This window comes from Bradyrhizobium sp. CCBAU 21365, from assembly GCF_015291305.1.
GTDB classification, from domain to species: Bacteria; Pseudomonadota; Alphaproteobacteria; order Rhizobiales; family Xanthobacteraceae; genus Bradyrhizobium; species Bradyrhizobium elkanii.
Genome location: NZ_CP030036.1, coordinates 4366225 through 4392974 on the forward strand (window position 1 = coordinate 4366225; position 26750 = coordinate 4392974).

Genomic DNA, 26750 nt, shown 5'->3' on the forward strand with positions numbered 1-26750 from the left:
TTCTCCGGAGCGCAATCCGGGTCCATCTGCATGCTCCGACGCGTCGCCATCTGCCTCGCTTTTGCCGTGCTGGCTCTTGCTTTCGCGGACGCCGCCTCTGCGCGGCAGCGGCATCAGACCAACCCGGTGCCGTTCGCGCACACACCCTGCAGCGTGCTCGACAGCGGGCCCTGCATCCCATCCTATTGCAGCGTGTTCAACCACGGGCCGTGCCTGCCCGAGATCGATTATCCGTACGGCGAAAATCTCCAGCTCACGATCCTGACCGTGCCGCCGCAGGATCAGGCCGAGAAGTACCGCAAGCCGGATCATGATCTCGATACCATCGGCGATCTCTTCGCCGCGCTGCGCGCCTGCTGGGCGCCGCCGCCGCCGGACGACGCGCGCGAGGGCATGCAGATGTCGGTGCGCTTCAGCTTCAAGCGGACCGGCGAGATGATCGGCACGCCGCGCCTGACATTTTCGACGCGGGGCATCCCGGCCGACACCCGCACCACCTACCTCAACGCGATCAATGCCTCGCTGGATGCCTGCCTGCCGCTGAAATTCACCGGCGGATTGGGCGGGGCGCTGGCCGGCCGGCCGATCATGATCCGCTATGTCGACAACCGCGAGCTGGCCAAATCGGCCGACAAGCCGTGAAGCTGACGCATTGCCACCCGCCCGGCGAAGGTGATACGCGAAGGCATTGATCGAACAGGGGAGGAACATCGTGGGACTGCTCGTCATGATCCTGGGTCTCGTGCTGTTCCTCGGCGTCCATGTGCTGTCCAGCCTGCGCGAGATGCGCGCCGACCTGATCAAGGCGATGGGCGAGGGCATCTACAAGATCGCCTATTCGCTCGCCTCCGCGGCCGGGCTCGTGCTGATCATCTGGGGCTTTGCGCATTATCGCGCGACCGGATGGATCGACGTCTGGACGCCGCCGGCAGCGTTCAAGCACATCGCGGTGGCGCTGATGCTGCCTGCCGTCATCCTGGTCGTCGCCTCCTATCTCCGCGGCCGCATCTACACCACGCTGAAGCATCCGATGCTCGCCGGCGTGAAGCTGTGGGCGTTCGCGCATCTGCTCGCCAATGGCGATCTCGGCTCGATCATCCTGTTCGGCTCGTTTCTCGGCTGGGCGGTCTATGACCGCATCTCGCTGAAGCGCCGCACGGATGCCGGCGCGCCGCCGATTCCGGTTGGCGGCCCAACCAACGACCTGATCGCGATCGCGGTCGGTGTCATCGTCTATCTGGCGCTGGCGTTTGCGTTCCACCCGGTCGTGATCGGCGTGCCTGTCATGGGAGCCTGACTATGTCTGTTCAATCCGCCATCAAGCGCAAGACCGCGCCTGATCTCCGCGCCCGCAAGAACGGCGAGCCGATCGTGATGCTGACGTCCTATCATGCGCACACCGCGGCGCTGGTCGACCGTCATTGCGACGCCATCCTGGTCGGCGATTCCCTCGGCAACGTCATGCACGGCTTCGAGACCACGGTGCCGGTCACGCTCGACATGATGATCCTGCAGGGCCGCGCGGTGATGCGCGGCTCGCAAGCTGCGCTCGTGGTCGTCGACATGCCGTTCGGCTCCTATGAGGGCTCGAAGGAGCAGGCGTTTCAGTCCGCGGTGCGGATCATGAAGGAGACGCTGTGCGGCGCGGTCAAGCTCGAGGGCGGCGCGCGGATGGCGGAGACGGTGGCGTTCCTGTCCGAGCGCGGCATTCCCGTGATGGGCCATATCGGCCTGACGCCGCAGTCGATCAATACGCTCGGCTCGTTCCGCGCGCAGGGCCGTGAGGAGGAGAACTGGGCACCGATTGAAAACGACGCCAGGGCGATCGCGGAAGCCGGCGCCTTCTCGATCGTGGTCGAGGCGGTCGCCGAGCCGCTGGCGCGCAAGATCACGCAGTCGATCGCGGTGCCCACCATCGGCATCGGCGCCAGCGCTGCCTGCGACGGCCAGGTGCTGGTGCTGGAGGACATGCTCGGCCTGTCGCCGCGGGCGCCGAAATTCGTGCGCCGCTACGGCAATCTCGGGCCGATGATCGAGGAGGCGATCGCGGGCTATGCGCGCGACGTGAAGAGCCGCGCATTCCCGGGGCCGGAGCACGTCTACGGCATGAAGAAGAGCTGACGGGGCAGACATGGACTGGTCGCAGCACGCAATTCCGCCGATGCGGCTCGAGCCGCGCTTCGGCGACCGCGTCGTGCCGGCTTTTCCGGAACGGCCCGGCAGCCTGTGGGCGATGATCGCGGACGCCGTTGCGCAGAACGGCGACGGCGAGGCGCTGGTCTGTGGCGGGACGCGCCTGAGCTGGCGCGAGGTCGCGGAGAAATCGGCCAAGGTCGCGGCGGGCTTTGTAAAACTCGGCCTTGCGCCCGGCGACCGCGTCGCGATCCTGCTCGGCAACCGGATCGAATTCGTGCTGACGATGTTCGCCGCCGCGCATGCCGGGCTGGTCACGGTGCTGCTCTCGACGCGCCAGCAGAAGCCCGAGATCGCCTATGTGCTGAATGATTGCGGTGCGACGCTGCTGGTCCATGAAGCCGCGCTCGCGGATCGCATCCCCGATGCGGCCGACATTCCCGGCCTCAAGCATCGGATTTCCGTCAGCGACGACGACACATCGCAATTCGCTGGCCTCGCCGACAACGCTCCGGCCCAGGCGCCGGCACAGGTGAGGGAAGAGGACACCGCGATGATCCTCTACACCTCGGGCACCACGGGCCGGCCGAAGGGCGCCATGCTCGCCCATTGCAACATCGTCCACTCCTCGATGGTGTTCGCCTCGTGCCTGAAGCTGACCAGGGCCGATCGCTCGATCGCCGCGGTGCCGCTCGCGCATGTCACCGGCGCGGTCGCCAACATCACCACGATGGCACGCTGCGCCGGCGCGCTGATCATCATGCCGGAGTTCAAGGCCTCGGAATATCTGAAGGTCGCGGCGCGCGAGCGCGTCACCTACACGGTGATGGTGCCGGCGATGTACAATCTCTGCCTGATGCAGCCGGATTTCGACAGCTACGACCTGTCGAGCTGGCGGATCGGCGGCTTCGGCGGCGCGCCGATGCCGGTCGCGACCATCGAAAAACTCGACGCCAAGATTCCCGGGCTGAAGCTTGCGAATTGCTACGGCGCAACCGAGACCACGTCGCCCTCGACGCTGATGCCGGGCGAACTGACCGCCGCCCATATCGACAGCGTCGGCCTGCCGTGCCCCGGCGCCGAGATCGTCGTGATGGGCGTCGACGGCCGCGAACTGCCGCGCGGCGAGATCGGCGAGCTCTGGATCCGCAGCGCCTCGGTCATCAAGGGCTACTGGAACAATCCGAAGGCGACCGCCGAGAGTTTTACGGCCGGCTTCTGGCATTCCGGCGATCTCGGTTCGATCGATGCGAAGAACTTCGTCCGTGTGTTCGACCGCCAGAAGGACATGATCAACCGCGGCGGCCTGAAGATCTATTCCGCCGAGGTCGAGTCCGTCCTGGCCGACCATCCCGCTGTGGTCGAGAGCGCGATCATCGCCAAGCCGTGCCCGGTGCTCGGCGAGCGCGTGCACGCCGTGATCGTGACCCGCACGGATGTGAATGCGGAGAACCTGCGCGCCTGGTGCGCCGAGCGGCTCTCGGACTACAAGGTGCCGGAGACCATGGCGCTGACATCAGAGCCGCTGCCGCGCAATGCCAACGGCAAGGTGATCAAGCGCCAGATCAGGGAGAGCTTGTCCGCGGGGGCGTGACGCCGACGTGCGATCCGCGAGTTCGGTGCACCTCTCCCGCTTGCGGGCAGGGCAATCGCATATGGCCGTTTGAGGTAATCGGAGTTCCCACAAACTCGTCATGCCCGGGCTTGTCCCGGGCATCCGCGTCTTCGTTTCCACGCGAAGACAAGACGTGGATGGCCGGGACAAGCCCGGCCATGACGGCGCGGAAGAATCGGTTCATTCCATATACGATTGCCCTGCCCGCAAGCGGGAGAGGGAGGCCACGCAGTCCCGTTGCGGCCCGCTGCAAACGTCCCCCGTTAACGCTTTGATCCGCCTCGCTTTGCCTTGCCTCCGCCACACCATTAGGGTAACGCCGCCGCGATGTGGGGATCGGGTAGGGGCTGGGCCCCACCGATGGCAGCGGTCCCGAGGGGATGGGATAGCCTTAAGTGTCTGAATTATTTGACGAAGTCGACGAGGAAGTCCGTCGCGATCAGCTCAAGAAGCTGTGGGACAAGTACTCGCTCTTTATCATCGCCCTGGCGATCCTGATCGTTGCGGGCGTCGGTGGCTGGCGCGGTTACCAGTATCTCGAGGCCAGGAAGGCCGCCGAGGCCGGCGCGGCGTTCGACCGCGCGGTCGAACTGTCCGATCAGAACAAGCACGCCGAGGCGGAGGCCGCCTTTGCCGCCCTCATCACCAAGGCGCCGTCGGGTTACCGCAACCTGGCGCGGTTGCGCATGGCCGCCGAGGTCGCGACCCGCGATCAGCCGGCTGCCGCGAAGCTCTATGACGAGATCGCAGCCGACCGCAGCGTCGGCGGTCCCGAGCAGGATCTGGCGCGGATCCGCGCCGCGCAGATCCTGATGGAGACCACCACCTATCCGAACATGCTGCAACGGCTCGAGGCGACGGCAACGGCGAAGGACTCGACGTTCCGCCATTCGGCGCGCGAGCTGCTGGCGCTGTCGGCCTGGCGCGCCAACGATGCCACCGCCGCGCGGCAGTGGCTCGACCAGATTGCCAATGACGGCGAGACGCCGCCGAGCATGCGCTCGCGCGCCGAGGCGCTGCAGGCACTGTTGCCGCCGGTCGCGAAAAGCTGACCTGAGGCATGATCCGGAAAAGTGGGAACCGGTTTTCCGATCGGATCATGCCCAGACAAAACCCGAGTTTGAGTGAGAGATCGACCATGCGCCGCTCGCAACGCCTGATCGCAGCCGCAGTTCTGACAGCGCTTTGCAGCGTGCTGGCGGGTTGCGGCGGTGGCGGCATGTCCAATTTCGATCCGAGCGACCTGCTCGACTTCCTCGATAGCAAGAAGAAGCTGCAGGGCGACCGCAAGCCGGTATTCCCCGAAGGCGTGCCCGGCCTGGAGCAGGGCGTGCCGAAGGAATTGTACAAGGGCTCGCAGCAGGAACAGATCGATCAGCAGAACGCCGCGGCAGCCGCTGCCGCCCAGCCGGCCTCACCGCCGGAGCCGCCGAAGGGCGCCAAGAAGCACGCCAAGGGCAGGGCAGCGCCGGCCGCGGATCAGGCGGCTGCGCCCGATGCCGCAGCCGAGGAGGGCGCGCCCGCCGCGCTGCCACCGGAGCCGAAGCCGAAGAAGATCGTCCGCCGCCGCACCACCGCGCCACCCGCCGACGACCAGCAGGCGCAGCCTGCGGCGCCGGCCCAGCAGACCCAGACCACGCAACAATCCGGCGGCGCCTTCCCTGCACCGCTACCGAGCGGCGGATTTAGCCGCTAGGCTCCTGCTTCAATTCATTGACGCGCGCCGCGCCGCGGCGCCTGGATGATCCATGTCTTTTACCATCGCCATTATCGGCCGGCCCAATGTCGGAAAGTCGACGCTGTTCAACCGGCTGGTCGGCCAGAAGCTCGCGCTGGTCGACGACGAGCCCGGCGTGACGCGTGACCGCCGCGAGGGCCAGGCCAGGCTCTACGACCTCGACTTCACCATCATCGACACCGCGGGCCTCGACGAAGGCGCCAAGGGCTCGCTGACGGCGCGGATGCAGGAGCAGACCGAAACCGCGATCGAGCTTGCCGACGCCCTGATGTTCGTGATCGACGCCCGCGTCGGCCTGACGCCGACCGACCGTGCTTTCGCCGACTTCGCGCGAAAGGCCAACAAGCCGGTGGTGCTGGTCGCCAACAAGGCCGAGGGCAAGCATGGCGAGATCGGCGCGATGGAATCCTACGCGCTCGGGCTCGGCGATCCCGTCCAGATCTCGGCTGAGCATGGCGAGGGCATGGGTGACCTCCACGAGGCGCTGAGCGCGCTGGTCCCGGAGACACCGGAGGAAGACGACGAGCTCGAGGATGACGAGGACATCTCGGAGGAGGAGGCCGCGCAGCGCCCGATCCGCGTCGCCATCGTCGGCCGGCCCAATGCCGGCAAGTCGACGCTGATCAACCATCTGCTCGGCGAGGAGCGGCTGCTGACCAGCCCCGAGGCCGGCACCACGCGCGATTCCATCGCGGTCGAGATCACCTGGCAGGGCCGCCAGTTCCGGGTGTTCGACACCGCCGGCCTGCGCCGCCGCTCGCGGATCGAGGAGAAACTGGAGAAGCTCTCGGTCGCCGACGCGTTGCGCGCGGTGCGCTTTGCCGAAGTCGTCGTGATGATGATGGACGCGCAGAACAAGTTCGAGGAGCAGGACCTGCGCATCGCCGACCTGATCGAGCGCGAAGGCCGCGCCATCGTGCTCGCGGTCAACAAATGGGACCTGGTCGAGCGCAAGCCCAACCAGATCTCGCAGCTGCGCACCGATGCCGATCATTGGCTGCCGCAGGTCAAGGGCGCGCCGATCGTCGCCGTCTCCGGCCTGATGGGTGAGGGCATCGACCGCCTGATGACGGCGATCCAGGAGGCCTATGCGGTCTGGAATCGGCGCTTGCCGACCTCGGCGCTCAATCGCTGGTTCGAGCAGGCGATCCAGGCCAACCCGCCGCCGGCGGTCTCGGGCCGCAGGCTGAAGCTGAACTACATCACGCAAGTGAAGGCGCGCCCGCCGAGCTTCGTGCTGTTCTGCTCGCGCGCCGACGCGATCCCGCGATCCTATCTGCGTTACCTCATCAACTCGCTGCGCGAGACCTTCGATCTGCCGGGCACGCCGATCCGGATCACGCTGCGCGAGAAAGCCAATCCGTTCGCCCACAAGCGCAAACGGCCGTCGTGAGCGGGCATAGCGTTTTCGAGCGAAGTGGGTACCAGTTCGCGTGAAGAAAACGCGTCAAAACGAGAATGATGCGACGGCGACGTCGCAACCGCGCAGCGGCGCGGTGGTCTTCATCTTCATCACCTTGCTGCTCGACATGCTCGCGCTCGGGATCATCGTCCCGATCCTGCCCAAGTTGATCGAGGGCTTCGTCGACAACGACACCGCCAACGCGGCGCGCATCTTCGGCGTGTTCGGCTCGATCTGGGCCTTGATGCAGTTCGTCTGCTCGCCGATCCTCGGCGCACTGTCCGATCGCTTCGGCCGCCGGCCGGTGGTGCTGCTGTCGAATTTCGGTCTCGCCGCCGACTATGTGCTGATGGCGCTGGCGCCGAACCTGATCTGGCTGTTCATCGGGCGAGCGATCTCGGGCATCACCTCGTCGAGCATCTCGACCGTGTTCGCCTATATCGCCGACGTCACCGCGCCGGAGCAGCGCGCCGCGATGTTCGGCAAGATCGGCGTCGCGTTCGGCGCCGGCTTCATCCTCGGACCGGCGCTGGGCGGCCTGCTCGGCGAGGTCGATCCGCGGCTGCCGTTCTGGGCGGCGGCGGGTCTGAGCTTCGTCAACGGGCTCTATGGCCTGTTCATCCTGCCGGAATCGCTGCCCGTGGAGCGGCGCGCGCCGTTCAAATGGAAGAGCGCCAATCCGATCGGCGCGCTGCACTTCCTGCGCTCGAACCGGACGCTCGCCGGCCTGTCGCTGGCGACGTTCTTCGGCCAGCTCGCGCATGTCGTGCTGCCCTCGGTGTTCGTGCTCTACGCCACCTATCGCTATGGCTGGGACACCGGCACCGTCGGCGCGACGCTGGCGCTGGTCGGCCTCTGCGGCATGATCGTGCAGGGCGCGGCGATCGGCCCGATCGTGCTGCGCCTCGGCGAGCGCAACGCGCTGTTCCTCGGCCTCGTCTGCGGCGCCCTGGGCTTCGTGATCTTCGGCGCCGCGCCATCAGGCCAGCTGTTCTGGATCGGCATTCCCGTGATGGCGCTGTGGGGCCTCTCGGGCGCTGCGACGCAGGCGCTGACGACGCGGCTCGTCGCCGCCGACCAGCAGGGCCAGTTGCAGGGCGCGACATCGAGCGTGCAGAGCATGTCGGAATTGATCGGCCCGTTCCTGTTCACGCTGACCTTCGCCTATTTCATCGGCGACAACGTGCCGGCGAAGATGCCCGGCGCGCCGTTCTATCTGGCCGGCGCCCTGCTGCTGCTCGCGCTCGCCATCGCCTGGCGCGCGACGGCGGCGAAGAAGGCTTAGGGCGGGCAAACCCGCCGAACGCATCCACCGCGAGACGCTCTAACCCGTCGCCGGCACCGAATGGTGTTCGTGCATGACGCGCCACTCGCCGGCGACCTTGCGCAATCCGATCGTCAGCCTGAACTGGAACGTGGCATCAGGTGGCCCGCACCGCATCACCGCGACCGCGAAGGCGACATCATCGCCGGCCGTGATCGCGATCTCCTCGATATCGAAGGCGTAGGAGGGGCGGTGATACCTGAAGAACAGGTCCCACGTCTTGCTGTACGCGTCCAATCCGCGCGACTGCAATGGCGGGGGAACGTCGAACATCACGATGTCCGGATCGTGATGGGCGAAGATGCCGGGATAGTCGCGTCTGCGGACGGCGTCCGTCCAGGTATCGATGAGCGCCCTGATTTCGGTTTCCGCCGTGTGTTTCTGCTCTGTCATCGCTCGCGTGCTCCGCATGCTGGCTGATGCTTCGAGGACGAATGTGCGCGCGCCGATCCGACACGATGATGCGTCCGGCCGCACCTGCCGGATTGCGTCATTTTGCCTGTTTACAAACCATCCGGTTGGTTTGTATAGGAGTGATACCGGATGAAGACGCGCGCCTGGCTCCGGGGGCGCGCTGCCAGGAGCAGCACGGTGACCGACGAGGCCGTTGATATCTGCGATGAATTGAGCCGCTTCAGCGACGCGCAGGCGACGCTGCTGACGTCGCGCGGCCTTGTCTATCTGACCGACCTGAAACTCGATGGCGGCAGGCACGGGACGATCGTCGCGGCCAGCTATGCCGACGCGCAGTCGGTCGCCCGCGCGCGCGGTCGAGGGGAAAGGGTCGTCGGCCGAATGGCCCACGGTTTCCTTCAGGGCCTGCTGCAGAAGGTTCGCTTGTGCGCGTGAGCGATCGGATAGCTCGATGACCGGTGCCTGAAATTGATGCGTCTTTCGAGGCGGGCACCGCCATTTCGCGGATGCCGTTCGCGCTGCCTTGCAGATCGATGCGGCGCTTGAGATTGACCGAAGCCGCTGAGATACTGTGATCTCAAACGACTCCTTCCTGAGTACACCATGGATAATCCTTCCCGCTCGGAACGCTCCCGCAACGCCGCACTCGACGCCGCGATCACCATCGTGACGCGCGATGGTCCAGGGCGCCTGACGCTGGACGCGATTGCGCGCGAGAGCGGTCTCAGCAAGGGCGGCGTGATGCATCAGTTCCGCACCAAGGAAGCGGTGCTGCGCGCCTTGCTCGAGCAGCAGATGGCGCATTTCGAGGAATTCTCGAACCGCTACATCGAAAAGGTACGCGGGACCACGGACCAGCCCGAACTGTCGGCGCAGATCGCGACGCTGCGGGAGGCGATCTCAACGCCGCGGGCAGGGGCGTTCGCACTGCTGGCGGCGATGAACGAGAATCCCGAATTGATGGCGATGCCGCGCGATGTCGACATCAAGAAGGTCGCGCTGATGAAGGCCGAGGCGAGGGATCCCGATCTCGCGCTGCTGCGCTGGGCGGCGGCGCGGGGGCTGCTGCTGAGCTCGTTGTTCGGCATGTTGTCGCTGACCGAGGCGGAGCGCGACCGCCTGTTCGAACGATTGCTCGACGACAGCAAATGGACCGCGATGGAGCAGGGTGCGACCGAGGCAACAAAGCCGTCCAGGACGACGGCGGCACGCGCGGCATCGCCGCGGCCTGCCGGCGCACCGGCCACAAAGCCGGCATCCGCGCGCAAGCGCGGCTGAATTTTCGGCGCTGCCGAAAGCACAACGCCGCCCAAGCGGAATATGGATCGCTTGGCGGCGTTGGATCGGCACCGGGCCCCTGAAATCCCCCGGCGATTTCTGCCGTACCACACGAGATATCTCGGGTTTGTGACAACGCTCGGCCGCCATTCGCGAAGCGGCCTCGCCAGCTCACACGACATCTCGACCGCCGCATTTTTCCGACGCGCTTCCTGCGATTGCAACTTTACAAACCAACTGGTCGGTTTTATAGTTGGTCGCACTGAGGCAAGGTCTGGCGGCGCCGCGACGGTGAGCCAGGTCGGCAGTGACGGCCGCAGCCGTACTTTCAGCCCCGGACGCGGCTGCGGCCGAGCTGCTCTTCCGCTTCAGGGTCGGATGAGGAGATTGGAATGGAGAGCTCGATCGCCGCGCGCGGTCTGGGAGCGATGGCGCTTTGCGTCCTCGCGGGAGGATGTGCCGCCGTCACGCCGGTGGCCTATTCGGAGGTGGCATCGTCGGCCTACATGACGCCGGACACGTCCGATTCTTCGGGGCGTGTGCCGTATCGCTATGCGCCGCCAGTCGACTGGCGGAGCTACAACAAGGTGATGATCGATCCGGTCGTGATCTATCGCGGCGCGGATCATCAGTTCGGCGACATGTCCGAGGAGGACAAGCGGACGCTCGCCGCCTACATGCAGACCCGCTTCGCCGACAAGCTGCGCGGCCACTTCACGCTGGTGAACACGCGCGGGCCGAACACGTTCCGCCTGCGGCTGACGCTGACCGGCGCGGTCGCCAACACGCCGGTGCTCGGCACGCTGTCGCGTTTCGATCTGGCAGGCGCGGTCTACAACGGCGTGCAGGCCGCGCGCGACGGCGAGGGCACGATGACGGGCTCCGTCATCTATGCCGTCGAGATGTTCGACAGCTCGACCTCGCGCCTGCTCGGCGCCTATGTCAGCAAGCAATATCCCAACGCCTACGACATCAAGGCCAGCGTCGGCGATCTCGCAGCGGCCACGGCCGGCATCGACAAGGGCGCCGATGCGTTCATGGCGCAATTGAAATGAGGCGTGTCTCCCGCGTCCGCAAACCATCCCGACACTGAAAGGTCCTTGACCATGAACTTTCTGGTTCGCATGTTTCTGCGCAGCCTCGTCGCTGCCTTGCTGATGAGCTCGACCGGCCGCGCCGAGACGATCGCCCCGGCCGATCCCAGCGGCACCTGGCTGACCGAAGACGGCCGCGCGCGCATCCGTCTCGAGCGCTGCGGCCCTGCGCATGAGCGCATCTGCGGTTTCATCGTGTGGATGAAGGATCCGCTCGATTCACACGGCCAGCCGTTCCGCGACAGCTTCAATCCCGACCCCGACAAACGGACGCGTGCGCTGCTCGGCCATCAGCTGATCCTCGGATTGAAGCTGACGCCGGAGGGCAGGTTCGACGGCGACATCTACAACGCCGAGGACGGCAAGTCCTATGCGGTCTCGCTGTGGCGCGACAAATCCGACCGGCTGAAGCTCAAGGGATGTCTGCTCACGCTGCTGTGCCAGACCCAGACCTGGACGCAGACGCTGGACGTGCAGCCGGGCCAGCTCGTCGGCCTCACCGGCGATGTCGGCGGCCCGCGCGCCGACAGGGAATGGGCATCGTTGCCGGAGCCGGCGCGGAAGTCGGCCGCGAAGTGATGCGTGCAGGGTGGGTTGCGCTTCGCCAACCCACCCTACGGACACAGCTTACTTCTTCACCAGCGGACAGTCGCTGGCCTCAAGCGGCTTCGCGGCGTCTTCCGGCGCGATGGTGGCGATCAGCTTGTAATAGTCCCAGGGGTATTTGGACTCTTCGGGCTTCTTCACCTCGAACAGATAGGCCGGAATCAGGCGCCGGCCGTCGGCGCGCAGCGGGCCCTTGCCGAACAGCGGATCGTCGGTCGGCAATTCCTTCATCTTGGCGACGACCTTGGCACCGTCATGCGGATTGCCGCCGAGCGCTTCCATCGCCTTGAGATAGTGCAGCACCATCGCGTAGTTGCCGGCCTGGGTCATCGACGGCATCGCGTTCTTGCTGGCCAAAGCGGAGAACCGCTTCGACCAGGCGCGGGTCTGGTCGTTCATGTCCCAATAGAAGGATTCCGTGAACGTCAGGCCTTGCGCGGTCTTCAACCCGAGCGAATGCACGTCGTTGATGAACAGCAGCAGCGCCGCGAGCTTTTGGCCGCCGGAAACGATGCCGAATTCGGCCGCCTGCTTGATCGCATTGGTGGTGTCGCCGCCGGCATTGGCGAGGCCGACCACCTTGGCCTTGGACGATTGTGCCTGCAGCAGGAACGACGAGAAATCGGCGGTGTTGATCGGATGCTTGACGCTTCCGAGCACCTTGCCGCCATTGCCGTTGACGACCGCGGTGGTGTCGCGCTCAAGCGCGTGGCCGAATGCATAGTCGGCCGTCAGGAAGAACCAGGTGTCGCCGCCGGCCTTCGTCAGTGCCTTGCCGGTGCCGTTGGCCAGCATGTAGGTGTCGTAGGTATATGAAATCGTGTTCGGCGTGCAGGCCTTGCCGGTGAGGTCGGCGGTCGCCGCGCCCGAGTTCAGCAGGACGATGTTCTTCTCCTTGGCGAGATTGTTGACCGCAAGCGCCACGCCGGAGTTCGGCGTGTCGGCGATCGCATCGACCTTCTCGTTGTCGACCCACTGCCGAGCGATGTTGACGCCGACGTCGGGCTTGTTCTGGTGGTCGCCACTCAGGACGTCGATCTTCCAGCCCTTCTTGAGCAGGCCGGAATCCTCGACGGCCATCTTGATCGCGACCACCGAGTTCGGTCCGCCGATGTCGGCATAGAGGCTCGACATATCGTTCAGCACGCCGATCTTGACGGTCTTGTCCTGCGCGAACGCAGAGGTTGAAAGGCCGAGTGCGGCGCAAGCAAGAAGCGCGGCGCAGCGCCGCGCAAACGTCGTTGTCATGAAATTCCCTCCACTGTCTAAAGCCCGGGCAGCCCTCTTGCGGAGCCTTTTTGCCGGTCGCTCAAGTTCCCGCTTACCCTTTCCCGGGCGAGGCGGCAATCCGCCTAAAGCCGGGTGGGCCTGCGTCGAAGCGTCATCCGGTGAAACCCTTACTTGAGCGCATCCGAGATCAGCTTGAATTTCTGGATCCTTTTTCCGGTGTCGACCTCGGCGGTATAGACGTTGCCCCTGGCGTCGACCGCGAGCGCGTGCACCCAGTGGAATTGCCCGGCGTTGCGGCCGTTGCGGCCGAAGCTGCCGACCACCGCGCCGTCGTCGCGCCTGATAATGCGGATCTCGTTGTTCTCGCCGTCGGCGGAGAGCAGGTAGGTCTGCTTGGGATCGGGCCACAGCGCGATGTCCCACACCGCGCCGTTGCCGAGCGTGCTCTTCTCGAAGAAGAACTCCTTCACGAAGCTGCCGTCCTTCCTGAACACCTGGATGCGGTTGTTGATGCGGTCGCAGACATAGACCAGTCCGTCATTGGCGATCTTCACGCAGTGCACGGGGTTGCCGAACTGCTGCGCGACCTGCGCTTTCGGATCGTAGGGCGGCTGCTTGGCGTCGTCGGGCTTGTTGCCATAGGCGCCCCAGTGCCGCTTGTAGGCGCCGGTGGTGGCATCGAACACGATGACGCGCCGGTTGCCGTAACCGTCGGCGACGTAGATCTCGTTGGCCTCCTTGTCGATCGCGGTCTCGGCGGGCTTGCCGAGCTGGGTGGTGTCGTTACTGCCCTTGCTCGGCGCGATCGAGCCGATCTGCGCGACGAACTTGCCGTCGAGGGTGAACTTGAGGATCGCATTGTCATTGTCGGCGTTGCCGCCGATCCAGACGAAGCCGCGCTCGTCGACCTCGATGCCGTGCTCGCGGCCAACCCACTCATAGCCGTCACCCGGACCGCCCCAGGACCGCAGCAGATTGCCGTCAGCGTCGAATTCGAGCACCGGCGGCGCCGAGACGCAGCATTTCGAGCGCGGCGGATTGAGGCTCGCGCCCTTTTCGTCGTCGGTTAGCGAGCGCGGCCGGTGGATCATCCAGATATGGCCCTGCCAATCCACCGTGATGCCGCCGACCTGGCCGAGGATCCAGTTGTTCGGCAGCGGCTTTGGCCAGGACGCATCGACCGCGAAGGTCGGGACATCGCCGGCCCTGGCGGGCGCGTGCAGAGCGAGAAGGGCCGATGATGCGATGCAGGCGGAGAGAAACAATCCGGACAGAATGGAGCGCGCGCGATTGAACGTCGGCGTCATTGGTTGCCTCCCGAGATTTTTCTTGGCGGTGGTCCCGCTGGGAGCGCAGTCAATCGTGAGGCGGGGAGCGAGTCAATCGCAAGGGAAACGCAAGCCGACGCGTCATAAAAGGTGTCATCGCCCGGCTTGACCGGGCGATCCAGTACGCCGCGGCGTCTCGATTCAAAAGCAATCGCCTCTGGAATACTGGATCCCCGCATTCGCGGGGATGACAATCGAAGGCGCGGCCCGCCTGTAACTCCTCACACCGGCGGCTGGAAGGTCCGCAGCGTGCGCGCCTTGTAGTCGTAGAGCTTGCCGGTCTCGGTCCAATCAGGCGAACACATCGGCACGATGAATTCGGCGGCCATGTCGGGCGTATCCAGCGTCATCGGGTCTTCGCCGGGAAACACCTGCGCGCGCATCCGGGTGCGGATCGGGCCGGGGCTGAACAGGTTGACGCGCAGCGCCGTGTTGGCGGTCTCGTTGGCCCAGGAGCGCACCAGTGCCTCCAGCGCGGCCTTCGAGGCCGCATAGGGGCCGAGATAGGCGTTGGCCTTGTGGGCCACGCCCGACGTCACGAACACCGCGCGGCCGGCGTCGGACTGGCGCAGCAGCGGGTCCATGCAGCGGATCAGCTGGAAATTGGCGTTGACGTTGATCGCGAATACGTCGTTCCACGGCTTCAGCTCGATATGACCGAGCGGCGAGGAGGGACCGGCGGTGCCGGCATTGCCGACCAGGATATCGAGCTTGCCGTGGCGCTCATGCAGCGCGAGGCCGAGCCGCGCAATGCCGTCGTAATCGGTGAGCGAGAGCGGCACCAGGGTGGCGCTGCCGCCGGCCTTGCGGATCTCGTCGTCGAGCTCTTCCAGCCCGCCCTGCGTGCGCGCCACCGCCACGACATGCGCGCCGGCCTTGGCGAGAGCGACCGCGGTCGCATAGCCAATGCCGCGCGAGGCGCCGGTCACGAGGGCGATACGGGAGGCGAGGGGTTTTGTCATGGAAGGGACTCTAACAAATCGTCGTCCCTGCGAAAGCAGGGACCCATACGCCGTGACGGCGGTAATGGAAGAAGGTGTTCGTGTCTAATACTGCCCCAGCCATATAGGCCGGTGGTTATGGGTCCTGGCCTTCGCCAGGACGACACCGCCAATGTGGCTAACTGGCCTCCGCCAGCAGCGAGAGCTGGCGCGGCGGGGCCTCGGTTTCGCTCTGGTCGGTGAGGTGGGTCGGGTAGGCGCCGGTGAAGCAATGGTCGGCGAATCTCGGATTTGCCGGGTCGCGCCCCTCATAGCCCATCGCGCGGTACATGCCGTCGATCGACAGGAAGGCGAGCGAGTCGGCGCCGATGATGTCGCGCATCTCCTCGAGCGAATGGGTGGCGGCGAGCAGGCCGCCGCGGTCCGGCAGGTCGATGCCGTAATAGTCGGGATAGAGGATCGGCGGCGAGGCGAGGCGGAAATGCACCTCGCGGGCGCCGGCGTCGCGCATCATGCGCACGATCTTCTTCGAAGTGGTGCCGCGCACCAGGCTGTCGTCGATCAGGATGATGCGCTTGCCCTCGATCGCGGCGCGGTTGGCCGAATGCTTCATGCGCACGCCGAGCTCGCGCACGCTCTGGGTCGGCTGGATGAAGGTGCGGCCGACATAGTGGTTGCGGATGATGCCGAGCTCGAACGGCACGCCGGAATACTGGCTGTAGCCGACCGCGGCGGGCACGCCGGAATCCGGCACCGGCACCACGACGTCGACCTCGGGATGGCTCTCGCGCGCGAGCTGCGCGCCGAATGCCTTGCGCACGTCGTAGACCGAGCGGCCGCCGACGATCGAGTCCGGCCGGGCGAAATAGATGTATTCGAAGATGCAGGGCCGGGCCGGCTTCGGCGGAAACGGCTTGTGGCTGTGCGCGCCGGCCTCGTCGAACACGATGATCTCGCCGGGCTCGATGTCGCGGACGTATTTCGCGCCGATCATGTCGAGCGCACAGGTCTCCGAGGTCAGGATCGGACAGCCGTCGAGATCGCCGAGCACCAGCGGGCGGATGCCGAGCGGGTCGCGCGCGCCGACCAGCTTCTTGTTGGTCAGCGCGACCAGCGCATAGGCGCCCTCGATGGTGCGCAGCGCCTCGATGAAGCGGTCGATGAAGCGGGTGCGCTTGGACTGCGCCACGAGATGCAGGATCACCTCGGTGTCGGTGGTCGACTGCATCATGGCGCCGCCCTTGACCAGCTCGCGGCGCAGGGTCAGGCCGTTGGTGAGGTTGCCGTTGTGGCCGACCGCAAACCCGCCGGCGCTGAGCTCGGCAAACAGCGGCTGCACGTTGCGCAGGATGGTGCCGCCGGTGGTGGAGTAGCGGACATGGCCGACCGCGGCGTTGCCGGGCAGGCGCTCGATCACCTCGCGGCGGGAGAAGGCGTCGCCGACCAGGCCGAGGCGGCGTTCACTGTGGAAGCGGCTGCCGTCGAAGGAAACGATGCCGGCAGCTTCCTGACCGCGGTGTTGCAGGGCGTGCAGGCCGAGTGCGGTGATCGCGGCGGCCTCGGGTTGGCCGAAGATGCCGAACACGCCGCATTCCTCGCGGAGCGTGTCGCCATCGAGATCGGGGTGATATCTGAGAGGGTCCTGCAGTTCGATCGGGCCGAGGTCGAGATCCATTTGGTCGGTATGATCCGAAGGAGTCTGCATCTCGTTCATCGCCTCTCGTAAGGGCCCAAATAGTTTATCGGCCCGCGGGTTTCTCGATCAGCTTCTTCAAGCTGTCACGCGCAGGTTTGCTATAGCCATCACCCGACGCCGGCGTCGCCTGATCATTGGTATCGGCCGCAGAATCGTCGTCTGGCTTATTCTTCTTGAACTTCTTTAAGATGGTGTTCTCGGGGTCGTCAGGCAAGAGCGACATCAGCCAATCCCCGGTTCCCTGCAGCACCACTCGGGACTTCGCCCCGGTCACCCAATCGGGCCGCTGCTTGTCCGGAACCAGCCAGGTGAAAAACATGAACGCCACGACCACGATCAGGAGGCCGCGGGCGAGCCCGAACAGGAAGCCGAGGGTGCGGTCGAGCGCGCCGATCCGGGAATCCAGGATCATGTCCGAGATCCGCACCGTGACGATCGAGACCACGATCAGCGTGCCGATGAAGACGCCGGCCACCACGACCACGGCCGCGACCGTGTCGTTGTTGAAGTAGGTCTTGGCGGTCGGCAAAAGCTTCGAGAACGCATACAGCGTGACCAGCGCGGCGGCGCCCCAGGCCGCGATCGACAGGATCTCGCGCATGAAGCCGCGCACCATCGCGAGCAGGCCCGAAATCAGCATCACGCCGAGCAGGACGAGATCAAGTATCGTTATGGGCATCGGCTGGTCAGGTCCGCTGGTACGTTTCGGTACGCTGTTAAGGGCTTACGTTGTTAAGGGCTTACGCTGCTAAGGGCTCTCGCGAATCGGCAAAGTCGGTGCCGTCCTAACTGAGGCGCATTGGGGGCATCCGGCAAGGCCAGAGCGCCACCTGTCCCGCGCGGCGGATGTATAGCGGCGGGGGGCTGATACGTCACGCCCGCTTTAGCTGGTCTCGCGACGGAATCGGGCCGGTGTGGCATTTTTCTCAGCCGCATCAGGGCCTCCGGAGCCGCCCGGGTCGCGCCGGTCGTCTCGCGGTGTTCCCCGGTCGCCTCTTGGCGTCCCGCGTGCCGCAATTTCGGCGACCAGCGTGGTGAGATTGCCGACGCTGTTGAGGGTGAGCCCTGAATCGCCGCCGCTCTCGCCGCGCGCCGATTCGGGCAGGATGGCGCGGGCGAAGCCGAGCTTGAGGGCCTCCTTGAGCCGGGCCGGGGTCTGCGCCACCGGGCGGATCGCGCCCGACAGCGAAATCTCGCCGAAATAGACCGCATCCGTCGGCAGCGGCGCATTCACCAGCGAGGAGACCAGCGCGGCAGCCGCGGCAAGATCCGCGGCCGGCTCCTGGATGCGCAGGCCGCCGGCGACATTGAGATAAACGTCATGTCCGGACAATTTGACGCCGCAATGCGCTTCCAGCACCGCGAGCACCATCGACAGCCGGCTCGGATCCCAGCCGACCACGGCGCGGCGCGGCGTGCCGAGCGAGGTCGGCGCCACCAGCGCCTGCAACTCGACCAGCACCGGACGGGTGCCCTCGATGCCGGCGAACACCGCGGTGCCGGGGCTGCCGAGCTCGCGCTCGGAGAGGAACAATTCCGAGGGGTTGGTGACCTCGCGCAGGCCGAGGCCGGTCATCTCGAACACGCCGATCTCGTCGGTCGCACCAAAACGGTTCTTCACCGAGCGCAGGATGCGGAACTGCTGCGAGCCTTCGCCCTCGAACGACAGCACCGCATCGACCATGTGCTCGACCACGCGGGGACCGGCGATCTGGCCGTCCTTTGTCACATGGCCGACCAGGATGATCGCGGCACCGGTTTTCTTGGCAAAGCGAATGAGGGCCTGCGCCGAGGCGCGGACCTGGGTCACCGTGCCGGGCGCGGATTCCACCGTGTCGGTCCACATGGTCTGGATCGAGTCGATCACGATCAGGCGCGGCACCGCGCCTTCCGACAGCGTCGCGACGATGTCCTCGACCGAGGTTTCCGAAGCCAGCTGCACCGGTGCGTCCGCGAGCCCGAGCCGTTCGGCGCGCAGCCGCACCTGGGCGACCGCCTCTTCGCCGGAGATATAGACGGCGCGGTGGCCGGCACGCGCCATCATGCTGGTCGCCTGGGTCAGCAGCGTGGATTTTCCGATGCCGGGATCGCCGCCGACCAAAAGCACCGAGCCGCGGACGAAGCCGCCGCCGGTGACGCGGTCGAGCTCGGCCATGCCGGAGGACAGCCGCGGCGCGTCCTGGGTCTTGCCGGACAGCGATTCCAGCGCAAACGTCCGCCCCTTGCGCTTGCTGCGGATCGAGACCGGCACCGAGCCTGTGGTGTCTTCCTCGGCCAGCGTGTTCCACTCGCCGCAGGAGTCGCACTTGCCCTGCCAGCGATTATACGCCGCGCCGCAGTTCTGGCAGACGAAGGAGAGGGTGGATTTGGCCATGGAGCAGGTGAGTCGCGCTATCGAGCACGATGCATAACACGGTTCGGCCGCCGCGCACGATCCATCGAAGACGGTGCGCCCGATGGCGGGGCCGGCTCAGCGCGAGAACACCCGTGTTCCGCCCGGCCAGCGCGGCTTGTCTCCGACCGGGCTTGCGCCGATTTCCCAGCCGACGCCGCCCCACAGCACGTCGACGGCACCAAGCTCGCCGGCGCTGTCGCGGACGTAAAACACGTTCGGCTTGGCGTTGACTTCCAGCGGGCCGTTGCTGCCGCTGGGCTGTCGCCTCAACGCGCACCAGACGTCGGCCAGCCTGCTCTCGTGGCTCTGACCCAGTTTGGCGAGGATCTCCTTGTCGCTCGAGACTGCGCTCAGGATAAAGGTTTGCAACGATGCCCCGCCGCTATCGTCCTCGATCTTGTTGGTGAAGCGCTGCGCGAAGGTCGCGCCTAACCAGGAAATCCTGACCGGCGCGCTCGAGGCGATGTCCTCCTTGAAATGTTCCCGCGCGACGAATTTTTCGGCGTGGGGAATTGCCGAGGTCGACGACGGATCAGACGGTTCCTCGCTTTTCGGCTGCAGGGAACATGCAACGCGGTCAGCAGCGGCAACGGCACCCGGTTGTCCCGGTCTTGTATCGTCTGCCGCGACGCTCAATCCCTGTGTCGCCAGAACAACGGTCAACCACAGGGTGAGGCTTGGTTGGCGCATGTTGTTGTTGTCCCTGAATCCGCTGTGCTCGCGGAGACAAGGTAAACCGCATCTTGCAGATGTAAATCAAAGATCAGGTTTCTGGTTAAGGATAAAAAGTAAGTTCAACTACAGCGCGAATTTGAATCAAATGCGCTTTCGCGCAAGGGAACTGCTCTCGATTGTACGAGCGGTCAAACGCGGAGGTCCTGCCTCGACAGCAGCAGCGGCGGATTCTCGCGCGGCGTCAGACTCGTCGGCAGAGCCCGGCAGCATCTCGCCTGCGCGCGCAACGGATCGCTCCAGCTCCAGCGAACCCGCCAGGACGGATTGTTGGCGTAGGCCGGAATGCGCCAGACCCAGATCGTCTCGTAAACGCTGTCGCCGAACTGCGCGACATCGGGCTTTGCCGTCGGCCAGAACGCCGAGCCGGCAACCGCGAACGTCATAATCGCCGCAGTCGTGATCATCATCTTGCGCATCGCGCGCCTGCCTTTCCCGCCTGTCGTGGGCTTTGACGACCCGCGACTCCCAATGCTTCGACTTGCGGTCCCGTATTCGTCAGGCCGACATCGGCGACATCAGGCGCCGGGCTCTGCGCCCGATCTGTACGCCATGTGTCGCTGAACTCGTGTCGCCTGAACTCTCGGGACTCGCATCCGGGTCGTCGATCAACCCTGTGATGCCTGCTGGAGCAAAGTTCTTTTCCGCAAACGATCAAGTGCAAGTAATGAGATTGTCATAAACGCAGTGGCCGGACGGTGGCAATCCGGATAACAACGGAAGCCGAGGGCTCAACAAAACTCTTTCGGGGTACACGCCATCCGATGCGCAAAGCCCCGTAGAATTACGACATCATCGGCAGGATGTTGGTGTTCGTCACGGTGAAATCCGTTTGCCCAAGGCCCGGTCTCACGCAGCCGATGTCGGAATTTTACTGCGTCATTGCCGACCACAATAGCGCCGTGCCCGCCGCCAGCATGATGCCGTCCATGATCATTCGGAATGACTCCGGCTTCAGCTGCAGCACGAAGCGCTTGGCGATGAAGGCGCCGGCCATCAGCGAGGCGCCGGCGATCAGGCCCTTCAGCGCGATGTCCGGCGTCAGCGCGCCGAAGCGCTCGAACGTCACCGACTTGCTGACATAGAGCCCGAGCGAGCTTGCCGCCTCGGTGGCGAGGAACGCGCCCTTGCTGAGACCGTAGAACAGGAACAGCGGCACGCTGAGCGGACCGGTCGAAGCCACGATGCCGGTGAGATAGCCGATGAGCGCACCGCCGATTGCGAGATGCCAGAGATTGGCCTTCAGCCTGTGCCGCGCCAGCCAGTGTCGCACCGGCACCATCGCGATCAGGAATACGCCGATCGCGATATCGACCGCATGCGAGGGCAGCGCGAGCAGGGTGCGCGCGCCGAGCGCGGCGGCCGGGATGCCCGTGATCGAGTAGGCAATGCAGGCACGCCAGTCGACCTCGCGCCACCAGGCGAGGATGCGCGACAGATTGGCCATCACGGCGGCGACGGCCATGATCGGCACCGCCTGCTTCGGCCCGTACTGATAGACCAGCACCGGCATCAGCATGATCGACGAGCCGGTGCCGACGATGCCGGAAATGGTGCCGGCGACCAGGCCGACGATGAGGACGAAGAGGAAGCCCACCTGCGCGCGCTCCGGTGAGAGGGCGGAACGAAGAGCAAAGCTCGGACCAAACGCACCGCGAGAATGCGAGAGGATTTACTAGCCGTGCAATATATTCGGTGTCGTCCCGGCGCAGGCCGGGACCCATAACCACCAATGGTTATTGTTGAAAGGCACTGGAATGACGAATCCCTTCAACAACAACTGCCGCGGGGTATGGGTCCCGGCCTGCGCCCATAGGCGCTAAGATAGTTTGATCATCGCCTGATAGCGGCGCTTGCGTCTCGGAGGCTCGCGCAGATGTCGTTGGAGAGCGAGGCTGGCTCTGCGCAGACGTGCGATCGTTGGCTGGGGAATGATGGCTTGGAGCAGTGAGGCGATGAGCTGACGGAGCAGGCGCCATGCTGCAGGTCCGGTCAGGCGGCTTCGGCCAAGCGGGGAGAGTCCTCGAGTTCGTCGACAAGCGGCTCGAGCAGAAGAATGATCAGCAGGTGAGCGAGGATATGGGGTCTGGCAGACCGCTCGTCAGTTCCTGGAGGTCCCTTCAAGCCAATCAGGCTCTTCAGCCGCTTGAAGCCGAGTTCGATCCGCCATCGCAGCCGGTAAAGGGCAAGCACGTCAGCGGTTGTGAAGCCTTCGGGCTCGAGCGAGGTCACCAGGATCACCCAATCCGCGGCTTCAAGCGTTTGCCTGGAGAGTTGGTGGCCTCCCTTCTGGGCTGTCCTGCGTGCCTTGCGCCGTGCAGTTGCGGCCGCTTGTGCCGGCTTCCTGACGGCAACCAAACGGACAGCGAGCGGCAGCGCACCAGACTTGCGTTTGATCCAGATCGGCCGATCGATCATGCCGCGTGCCGAGGCCTTGCGCAGTTCGGCGACGAGATCGATCAGATTGCCTTTGCGATCCAGCCAGCGAGCGCTCTTCCAGCCCGAGCGGATCACGAAGTCGGCACCGGCCTCGACCAGATGCACCATGCGTTCCGGTTGCAGATAGGCGCGGTCGGCAAGACGGATCTCGCCGGCAACCACCGGAATCCGATCCAAAGTCTCGCCGCCGCGTTCATCGGTCAGCTCGAAGTGACCAAAACGCTCTTGCGGAAGATCGAACGCACTGTGGATGCGCCACACCGCGTTCTTCCGCCTACCGCCGGTTCCCGCCTTGGGCACCGTTGTGGCGTCAACAATGCGGATCAGCCGACCACGGCTTGCCCTCGGCGCACCACTCGCAAGCGCCTGGCCTATCAGTTGCGCCAGCCAATCCCCACTCTGACGCAAGCGGTACAACAGAGCCACATTGGAGATATCGACAAGGCCCACCGAGGTTGCCCACGCCGCCGTCAAGCGCAAGCCTCTCGTGCCCAGACAATACGCAAGGATCAGCCGTAGCAAATCGACCGCATTGCTGATCTCGCGCGGACGAACAAACGCCTTCGTCTCGCGCGCGCCAACCTCCAACGCCTCGGCGCCACCAAGCCGAGTAACAACACGCGCCCAGTCTTCGTTCAAAAGCGATTCGTGTCTCATCTCACCTTGGAATCACACACGAATCCAACGTGCAAATCCTATTTTAGCGCCTATGGGCCTGCGCCGGGACGACAGCGCGGCTAGAGTTCACATGTGGTGCCACATCCATATCACTTCAACATCACCCACGCCGGCGCGTGATCGCTGGCGCCGTCCTCGCCGCGGACGGTGCGGTCGACGCCGGCTTTCACGAGCCGCGGCGCCACTGCGGGGCTGAGCAGGAGATGATCGAGCCGGAGGCCTGCATCGCGTGGCCAGCGCTGACGCTTGTAGTCCCAGAAGGTGAACATCGGCGCGTCCGGATGCAGGGTGCGGATCGCATCGCACCAGCCCTGATCGACCAGCGCCTTGAAGGCGGCGCGGCTCTTCGGCTGGATCAGCGCATCCTTGTCCCAGGAGCGCGTCGGGTAGATGTCGAAGGGCGTCGGCGCGACATTGTAGTCGCCGGCGAGCACCACCGGGACGTCCTCTTTGAGCAGCTTGGCGGCATGGGCGCGCAGCCGCTTGAACCAGGCGAGCTTGTAATCGAATTTCGGCCCGGGCTGCGGATTGCCGTTCGGCAGATAGAGGCTGGTGACGACGATGCCGCGCACCGCGGCCTCGATGTAGCGCGCTTCGTGATCGCCGGCATCGCCGGGCAGGGCGGTGCGGATCAGCACCGGCTCGGCCTTGCGCGCGAGGATGGCGACGCCGTTCCAGGTCTTCTGTCCCTGCCACACCGCGCCGTAGCCGGCCTGCGCGAGCGCGGCCGCGGGAAACTCGGCGTCGGAAGCCTTCAGCTCCTGCAGGCCGACGATGTCGGGCTTGGCGGTCTTGAGCCAGCGCAACAGGTTGGGCAGGCGGCGGTTGACGTTGTTGATGTTGAAGGTCGCGATCTTCATGCGCACTGGCAATCGCGAACCTTGATCATGTCAGGTGGACGTCGCCATTGGCTCGGCGGCCGGCAATGGCGGCGGCGCAGCGGGCTCGCTGGTCTCGGCGACCGTATCGCTTCTCGCGGCGACGGCATCGCCGCCCTTGTAGATGCGAACGAAGCGGCGGCCGAGGCTGGTCAGCACCTCATAGCCGATGGTGCCGAAATGATGCGCGACCTCGTCGACCGTGATGCCTTCGCCGATCAGCGTCACCATGTGGCCGCGCCGCACGGCATTCTTGTCGAGGTCGGTGACATCGACCGCGATCAGGTCCATCGAGACGCGGCCGGCGATCGGGCAGCGCTTGCCGGCGACCACGACCTCGGCGCCACGGGTGCCGTCATTGGCGCTGGCGGCGCGGAAGTAGCCGTCGGCATAGCCGGCGGAGACGATCGCAAGCCGGGTTGGCCGGCGCGCGGTCCAGGTGCCGCCATAGCCGACGGTCTCGCCGCGGTCGATGTTGCGGATCTGCACGATGCGCGCCTTGAGATCGACCACCTGCTGCATCGGGTTGTCGGCCTCCGGCGTCGGATTGACGCCATAGAGCGCGCAGCCCGGCCGCACCATCTCGAACTGGAATTGCGCGCCGAGAAACACGCCGGAAGAATTCGCCAGCGAGGCCGGCACGCCGGTGAACAGGCTCGCGATCTCGCGGAAGCTCGCAAGCTGCTTGGCGTTGGCGGGATTGTTGAGCAATTCGGCGGAGGCGAGGTGGCTCATCACCAGCGTGATGCCGTGGTCGCCGGCATTGATCCGCGGGATGATGCCCTGCGCCTCGCTGACCGTGAGCCCCAGCCGGTTCATGCCGGTGTCGATATGGATGGCGGCGCCGCCGGACCAGCCGGAGCGGCGGCAGAACACGTCCCATTCGGCGAGCTCGTTGAGATCGCCGATCACCGGCTTGCAGTCGATCCTGGCGTAGGCGTCGCCGGTGTTCTGGAAGAAACCGCCGAGCGAATACACCGTCGCCTCGGGAGCGGCCGCGCGCACCGCGGCGGCCTCCTCGACGCTGGCGACGAAGAAGGTCTTGCAGCCGGCCTTGGCCAGCGCCCGCGAAACCTGCTCGGCGCCGCAGCCATAGGCGTTGGCCTTGACCACGGCGGCGCATTCGGCCGGCACCGCGGTCTTCTCGAGCTTGCGCCAGTTGGCGATGATGGCATCGAGGTCGATGGTGAGGATACCGCTGGCGGTCGGGTGGGCCGCCAGCAAACTGGCCTCGGGTGTCAGCTGCGATTTCGCGTCAGTCACGATGTTCATGGCTCAGTTGTACGCGGGTGCCTTGCGTCGTTCAACCGAGTCCGGATCTCAGTGGCCGTGATCCGGAACCTGACCGTCGGGTGCGAGGTCGCCGAAGCGCGTCACGCTGGCCTCGAAGTGCAGATCGACCGTGCCGGTCGGACCATGGCGCTGCTTGCCGATGATGACTTCGGCCTTGCCGTGGGCAAGGTCCATGTCCATCTGCCACTTCTCATATTCCGGCGTGCCTGCGCGCGGCTCCTTGTTGGCGAGGTAGTATTCCTCGCGATAGACGAAGATCACGACGTCGGCGTCCTGCTCGATCGAGCCGGATTCACGCAGGTCGGACAACTGCGGCCGCTTGTCGTCGCGGTTTTCGACCTGACGCGACAGCTGCGACAGCGCGATGATCGGAACGTTCAGTTCCTTGGCCAGCGCCTTCAGGTTGGTGGTGATCTCGGTGATTTCCTGCACGCGGTTGTCGGTGCCGCGTTTGCCCGAGCCCTGCAGCAGCTGGATGTAGTCGATCACGATCAGGTCGAGGCCCTTCTGGCGCTTGAGCCGTCGCGCCCGCGCGGTGAGCTGCGAGATCGAGAGACCGCCGGTTTCGTCGACGTAGAAGGGCAGCGATTGCAGCTCGATCGAACAGTCGCGGATCTTCTCGAAATCGAGTTCGGAGATGCCGCCGCGCCGGATCGAGCTCGAGGGGATGCCGGTGCGCTCGGCGAGAATACGGGTGGCGAGCTGTTCGCCGCTCATTTCGCAGGAGAAGAAGCCGACACAGCCGCCATTGACTGCCTTGGTGGTGCCGTCCGCCTGGACTTCGGGCACATAGGCTCTGGCGATGTTGTAGGCGATGTTGGTGGCGAGCGATGTCTTGCCCATGCCGGGACGGCCGGCGAGGATGATGAGGTCGGACGGCTGCAGGCCGCCCATCTTGGCGTCGAGGTCGCGCAGACCGGTCGAAATGCCCGACAGCTTGCCGTCGCGCTGGAACGCCTTCGCCGCCATGTCGACGGCGATCGTCAGTGCCTGTGCGAAGCGCTGGAAGCCGCCGTCATAGCGGCCGGTTTCAGCAAGGCTGTAGAGCTGCCGTTCGGCGTCCTCGATCTGGGCGCGCGGCGCGAAGTCGACCGGCGCGTCGTAGGCGACGTTGACGATGTCCTCGCCGATCTGGATCAGGTTGCGGCGCAGGCTGAGATCGTAAACGGTGCGTCCGTAGTCCTGGGCGTTGATGATGGTGGTCGCTTCGGCGGCAAGCCGGGCGAGGTATTGGCCGACCGTCATGCCGCCGATGTCGAGCTCGGCCGGCAGGAACGTCTTCAAGGTCACGGGGTTTGCGACCTTGCCCATCCGGATCAGGCTTCCGGCGGTCTCATAGATTTGCTGGTGGATGGTCTCGAAGAAGTGCTTCGGCTCCAGGAAATCGGAGACCCGGTAGAAGGCGTCGTTATTGACCAGGATCGCGCCCAGCAGGCCCTGTTCCGCTTCGATGTTGTGCGGCGCACTCCGGTAGGCCGGGGATGCGGCGTCGGGCGCGAGCTTGTGGACGTTCGAATCAATCAAGGCCATGGACGA

At 65.4% G+C, this 26750-nt stretch carries 26 protein-coding genes; 12 read left to right on the plus strand and 14 right to left on the minus strand.

Annotation, left to right across the window (positions count from 1 at the left end; genetic code table 11):
* Window positions 1–30 precede the first annotated feature (30 nt).
* The 8 genes from XI02_RS19865 (at window position 31) to XI02_RS19900 (ending at window position 8173) form a co-directional block, all read left to right on the plus strand.
* Window positions 31–642, plus strand: coding sequence for a hypothetical protein (locus XI02_RS19865; RefSeq protein WP_038379958.1), 612 nt, complete (start codon window positions 31–33; stop codon window positions 640–642).
* A 70-nt stretch (window positions 643–712) separates the two neighbouring features.
* Window positions 713–1297, plus strand: coding sequence for an NnrU family protein (locus XI02_RS19870; protein ID WP_069277612.1), 585 nt, complete (start codon window positions 713–715; stop codon window positions 1295–1297).
* 2 nt (window positions 1298–1299) lie between these two features.
* Window positions 1300–2121: a 3-methyl-2-oxobutanoate hydroxymethyltransferase gene (gene panB / locus XI02_RS19875; RefSeq protein WP_018271260.1), complete on the plus strand. Its 822-nt coding sequence runs from the start codon at window positions 1300–1302 to the stop codon at window positions 2119–2121.
* Window positions 2122–2131: 10 nt separating this feature from the next.
* Window positions 2132–3727, plus strand: a complete 1596-nt coding sequence (locus tag XI02_RS19880; RefSeq protein ID WP_069277611.1) for a class I adenylate-forming enzyme family protein — start codon at window positions 2132–2134, stop codon at window positions 3725–3727.
* A gap of 416 nt (window positions 3728–4143) precedes the next feature.
* Window positions 4144–4800: a tetratricopeptide repeat protein gene (locus XI02_RS19885; RefSeq protein WP_016839891.1), complete on the plus strand. Its 657-nt coding sequence runs from the start codon at window positions 4144–4146 to the stop codon at window positions 4798–4800.
* 86 nt (window positions 4801–4886) lie between these two features.
* Complete coding sequence (locus XI02_RS19890) at window positions 4887–5444, plus strand: hypothetical protein (protein WP_069279728.1); 558 nt, start codon at window positions 4887–4889, stop codon at window positions 5442–5444.
* Window positions 5445–5496: 52 nt separating this feature from the next.
* The gene (gene der, locus XI02_RS19895) at window positions 5497–6879 is read left to right on the plus strand and encodes a ribosome biogenesis GTPase Der (RefSeq protein WP_018271263.1); all 1383 of its coding nucleotides are present in this window, start codon (window positions 5497–5499) and stop codon (window positions 6877–6879) included.
* A gap of 40 nt (window positions 6880–6919) precedes the next feature.
* The gene (locus XI02_RS19900) at window positions 6920–8173 is read left to right on the plus strand and encodes a TCR/Tet family MFS transporter (RefSeq protein WP_081334963.1); all 1254 of its coding nucleotides are present in this window, start codon (window positions 6920–6922) and stop codon (window positions 8171–8173) included.
* Between the two features lie 39 nt (window positions 8174–8212).
* Here the strand turns inward: XI02_RS19900 and XI02_RS19905 are convergent, their stop codons facing one another.
* Entirely contained in the window at window positions 8213–8605 is a 393-nt protein-coding gene (locus XI02_RS19905) for a nuclear transport factor 2 family protein (protein WP_069279738.1), read from the minus strand.
* 198 nt (window positions 8606–8803) lie between these two features.
* Between XI02_RS19905 and XI02_RS19910 the strand changes: the two genes are divergently transcribed.
* The 4 genes from XI02_RS19910 to XI02_RS19925 all read left to right on the plus strand — a co-directional run bounded on the left by XI02_RS19910 (window position 8804) and on the right by XI02_RS19925 (window position 11577).
* Window positions 8804–9061: a hypothetical protein gene (locus XI02_RS19910; RefSeq protein WP_141713616.1), complete on the plus strand. Its 258-nt coding sequence runs from the start codon at window positions 8804–8806 to the stop codon at window positions 9059–9061.
* A 168-nt stretch (window positions 9062–9229) separates the two neighbouring features.
* The gene (locus XI02_RS19915) at window positions 9230–9904 is read left to right on the plus strand and encodes a TetR/AcrR family transcriptional regulator (protein ID WP_018271267.1); all 675 of its coding nucleotides are present in this window, start codon (window positions 9230–9232) and stop codon (window positions 9902–9904) included.
* Between the two features lie 392 nt (window positions 9905–10296).
* Window positions 10297–10959 carry a DUF3313 domain-containing protein gene (locus tag XI02_RS19920; RefSeq protein ID WP_018271268.1) on the plus strand — a complete coding sequence of 221 codons (663 nt, stop codon included), beginning with the start codon at window positions 10297–10299 and terminating at the stop codon, window positions 10957–10959.
* 51 nt (window positions 10960–11010) lie between these two features.
* Entirely contained in the window at window positions 11011–11577 is a 567-nt protein-coding gene (locus XI02_RS19925) for a DUF2147 domain-containing protein (protein ID WP_069279731.1), read from the plus strand.
* 48 nt (window positions 11578–11625) lie between these two features.
* Here the strand turns inward: XI02_RS19925 and XI02_RS19930 are convergent, their stop codons facing one another.
* The 13 genes from XI02_RS19930 to XI02_RS19990 form a co-directional block, all read right to left on the minus strand.
* Window positions 11626–12852 (minus strand): ABC transporter substrate-binding protein, encoded by a 1227-nt coding sequence (locus XI02_RS19930; RefSeq protein ID WP_016839895.1) that lies wholly within the window; start codon window positions 12850–12852, stop codon window positions 11626–11628.
* A 149-nt stretch (window positions 12853–13001) separates the two neighbouring features.
* Window positions 13002–14141 (minus strand): hypothetical protein, encoded by a 1140-nt coding sequence (locus tag XI02_RS19935; protein ID WP_069279732.1) that lies wholly within the window; start codon window positions 14139–14141, stop codon window positions 13002–13004.
* A 242-nt stretch (window positions 14142–14383) separates the two neighbouring features.
* Window positions 14384–15124 carry an SDR family NAD(P)-dependent oxidoreductase gene (locus XI02_RS19940; RefSeq protein ID WP_069279733.1) on the minus strand — a complete coding sequence of 247 codons (741 nt, stop codon included), beginning with the start codon at window positions 15122–15124 and terminating at the stop codon, window positions 14384–14386.
* A gap of 157 nt (window positions 15125–15281) precedes the next feature.
* Window positions 15282–16808, minus strand: a complete 1527-nt coding sequence (gene purF, locus XI02_RS19945; protein WP_069279739.1) for an amidophosphoribosyltransferase — start codon at window positions 16806–16808, stop codon at window positions 15282–15284.
* A 34-nt stretch (window positions 16809–16842) separates the two neighbouring features.
* Complete coding sequence (locus tag XI02_RS19950) at window positions 16843–17478, minus strand: CvpA family protein (protein WP_026192677.1); 636 nt, start codon at window positions 17476–17478, stop codon at window positions 16843–16845.
* 204 nt (window positions 17479–17682) lie between these two features.
* On the minus strand, window positions 17683–19173 hold the full coding sequence (gene radA, locus XI02_RS19955; RefSeq protein WP_038379967.1) for a DNA repair protein RadA: 1491 nt from the start codon (window positions 19171–19173) through the stop codon (window positions 17683–17685).
* 96 nt (window positions 19174–19269) lie between these two features.
* Entirely contained in the window at window positions 19270–19884 is a 615-nt protein-coding gene (locus tag XI02_RS19960; RefSeq protein ID WP_069279734.1) for a hypothetical protein, read from the minus strand.
* Window positions 19885–20057: 173 nt separating this feature from the next.
* Complete coding sequence (locus tag XI02_RS19965; protein WP_069279735.1) at window positions 20058–20345, minus strand: hypothetical protein; 288 nt, start codon at window positions 20343–20345, stop codon at window positions 20058–20060.
* 452 nt (window positions 20346–20797) lie between these two features.
* A complete protein-coding gene (locus XI02_RS19970) occupies window positions 20798–21523 on the minus strand; it encodes a sulfite exporter TauE/SafE family protein (protein WP_069279736.1) in 726 nt (241 codons plus the stop codon).
* 395 nt (window positions 21524–21918) lie between these two features.
* Window positions 21919–23004 carry an IS4 family transposase gene (locus XI02_RS19975; protein WP_172648063.1) on the minus strand — a complete coding sequence of 362 codons (1086 nt, stop codon included), beginning with the start codon at window positions 23002–23004 and terminating at the stop codon, window positions 21919–21921.
* 128 nt (window positions 23005–23132) lie between these two features.
* Entirely contained in the window at window positions 23133–23903 is a 771-nt protein-coding gene (locus tag XI02_RS19980) for an exodeoxyribonuclease III (protein ID WP_069277640.1), read from the minus strand.
* A 30-nt stretch (window positions 23904–23933) separates the two neighbouring features.
* Window positions 23934–25193 (minus strand): alanine racemase, encoded by a 1260-nt coding sequence (gene alr, locus XI02_RS19985; RefSeq protein WP_069277641.1) that lies wholly within the window; start codon window positions 25191–25193, stop codon window positions 23934–23936.
* A 48-nt stretch (window positions 25194–25241) separates the two neighbouring features.
* Window positions 25242–26744 carry a replicative DNA helicase gene (locus tag XI02_RS19990; RefSeq protein WP_018271281.1) on the minus strand — a complete coding sequence of 501 codons (1503 nt, stop codon included), beginning with the start codon at window positions 26742–26744 and terminating at the stop codon, window positions 25242–25244.
* Window positions 26745–26750: the final 6 nt, after the last annotated feature.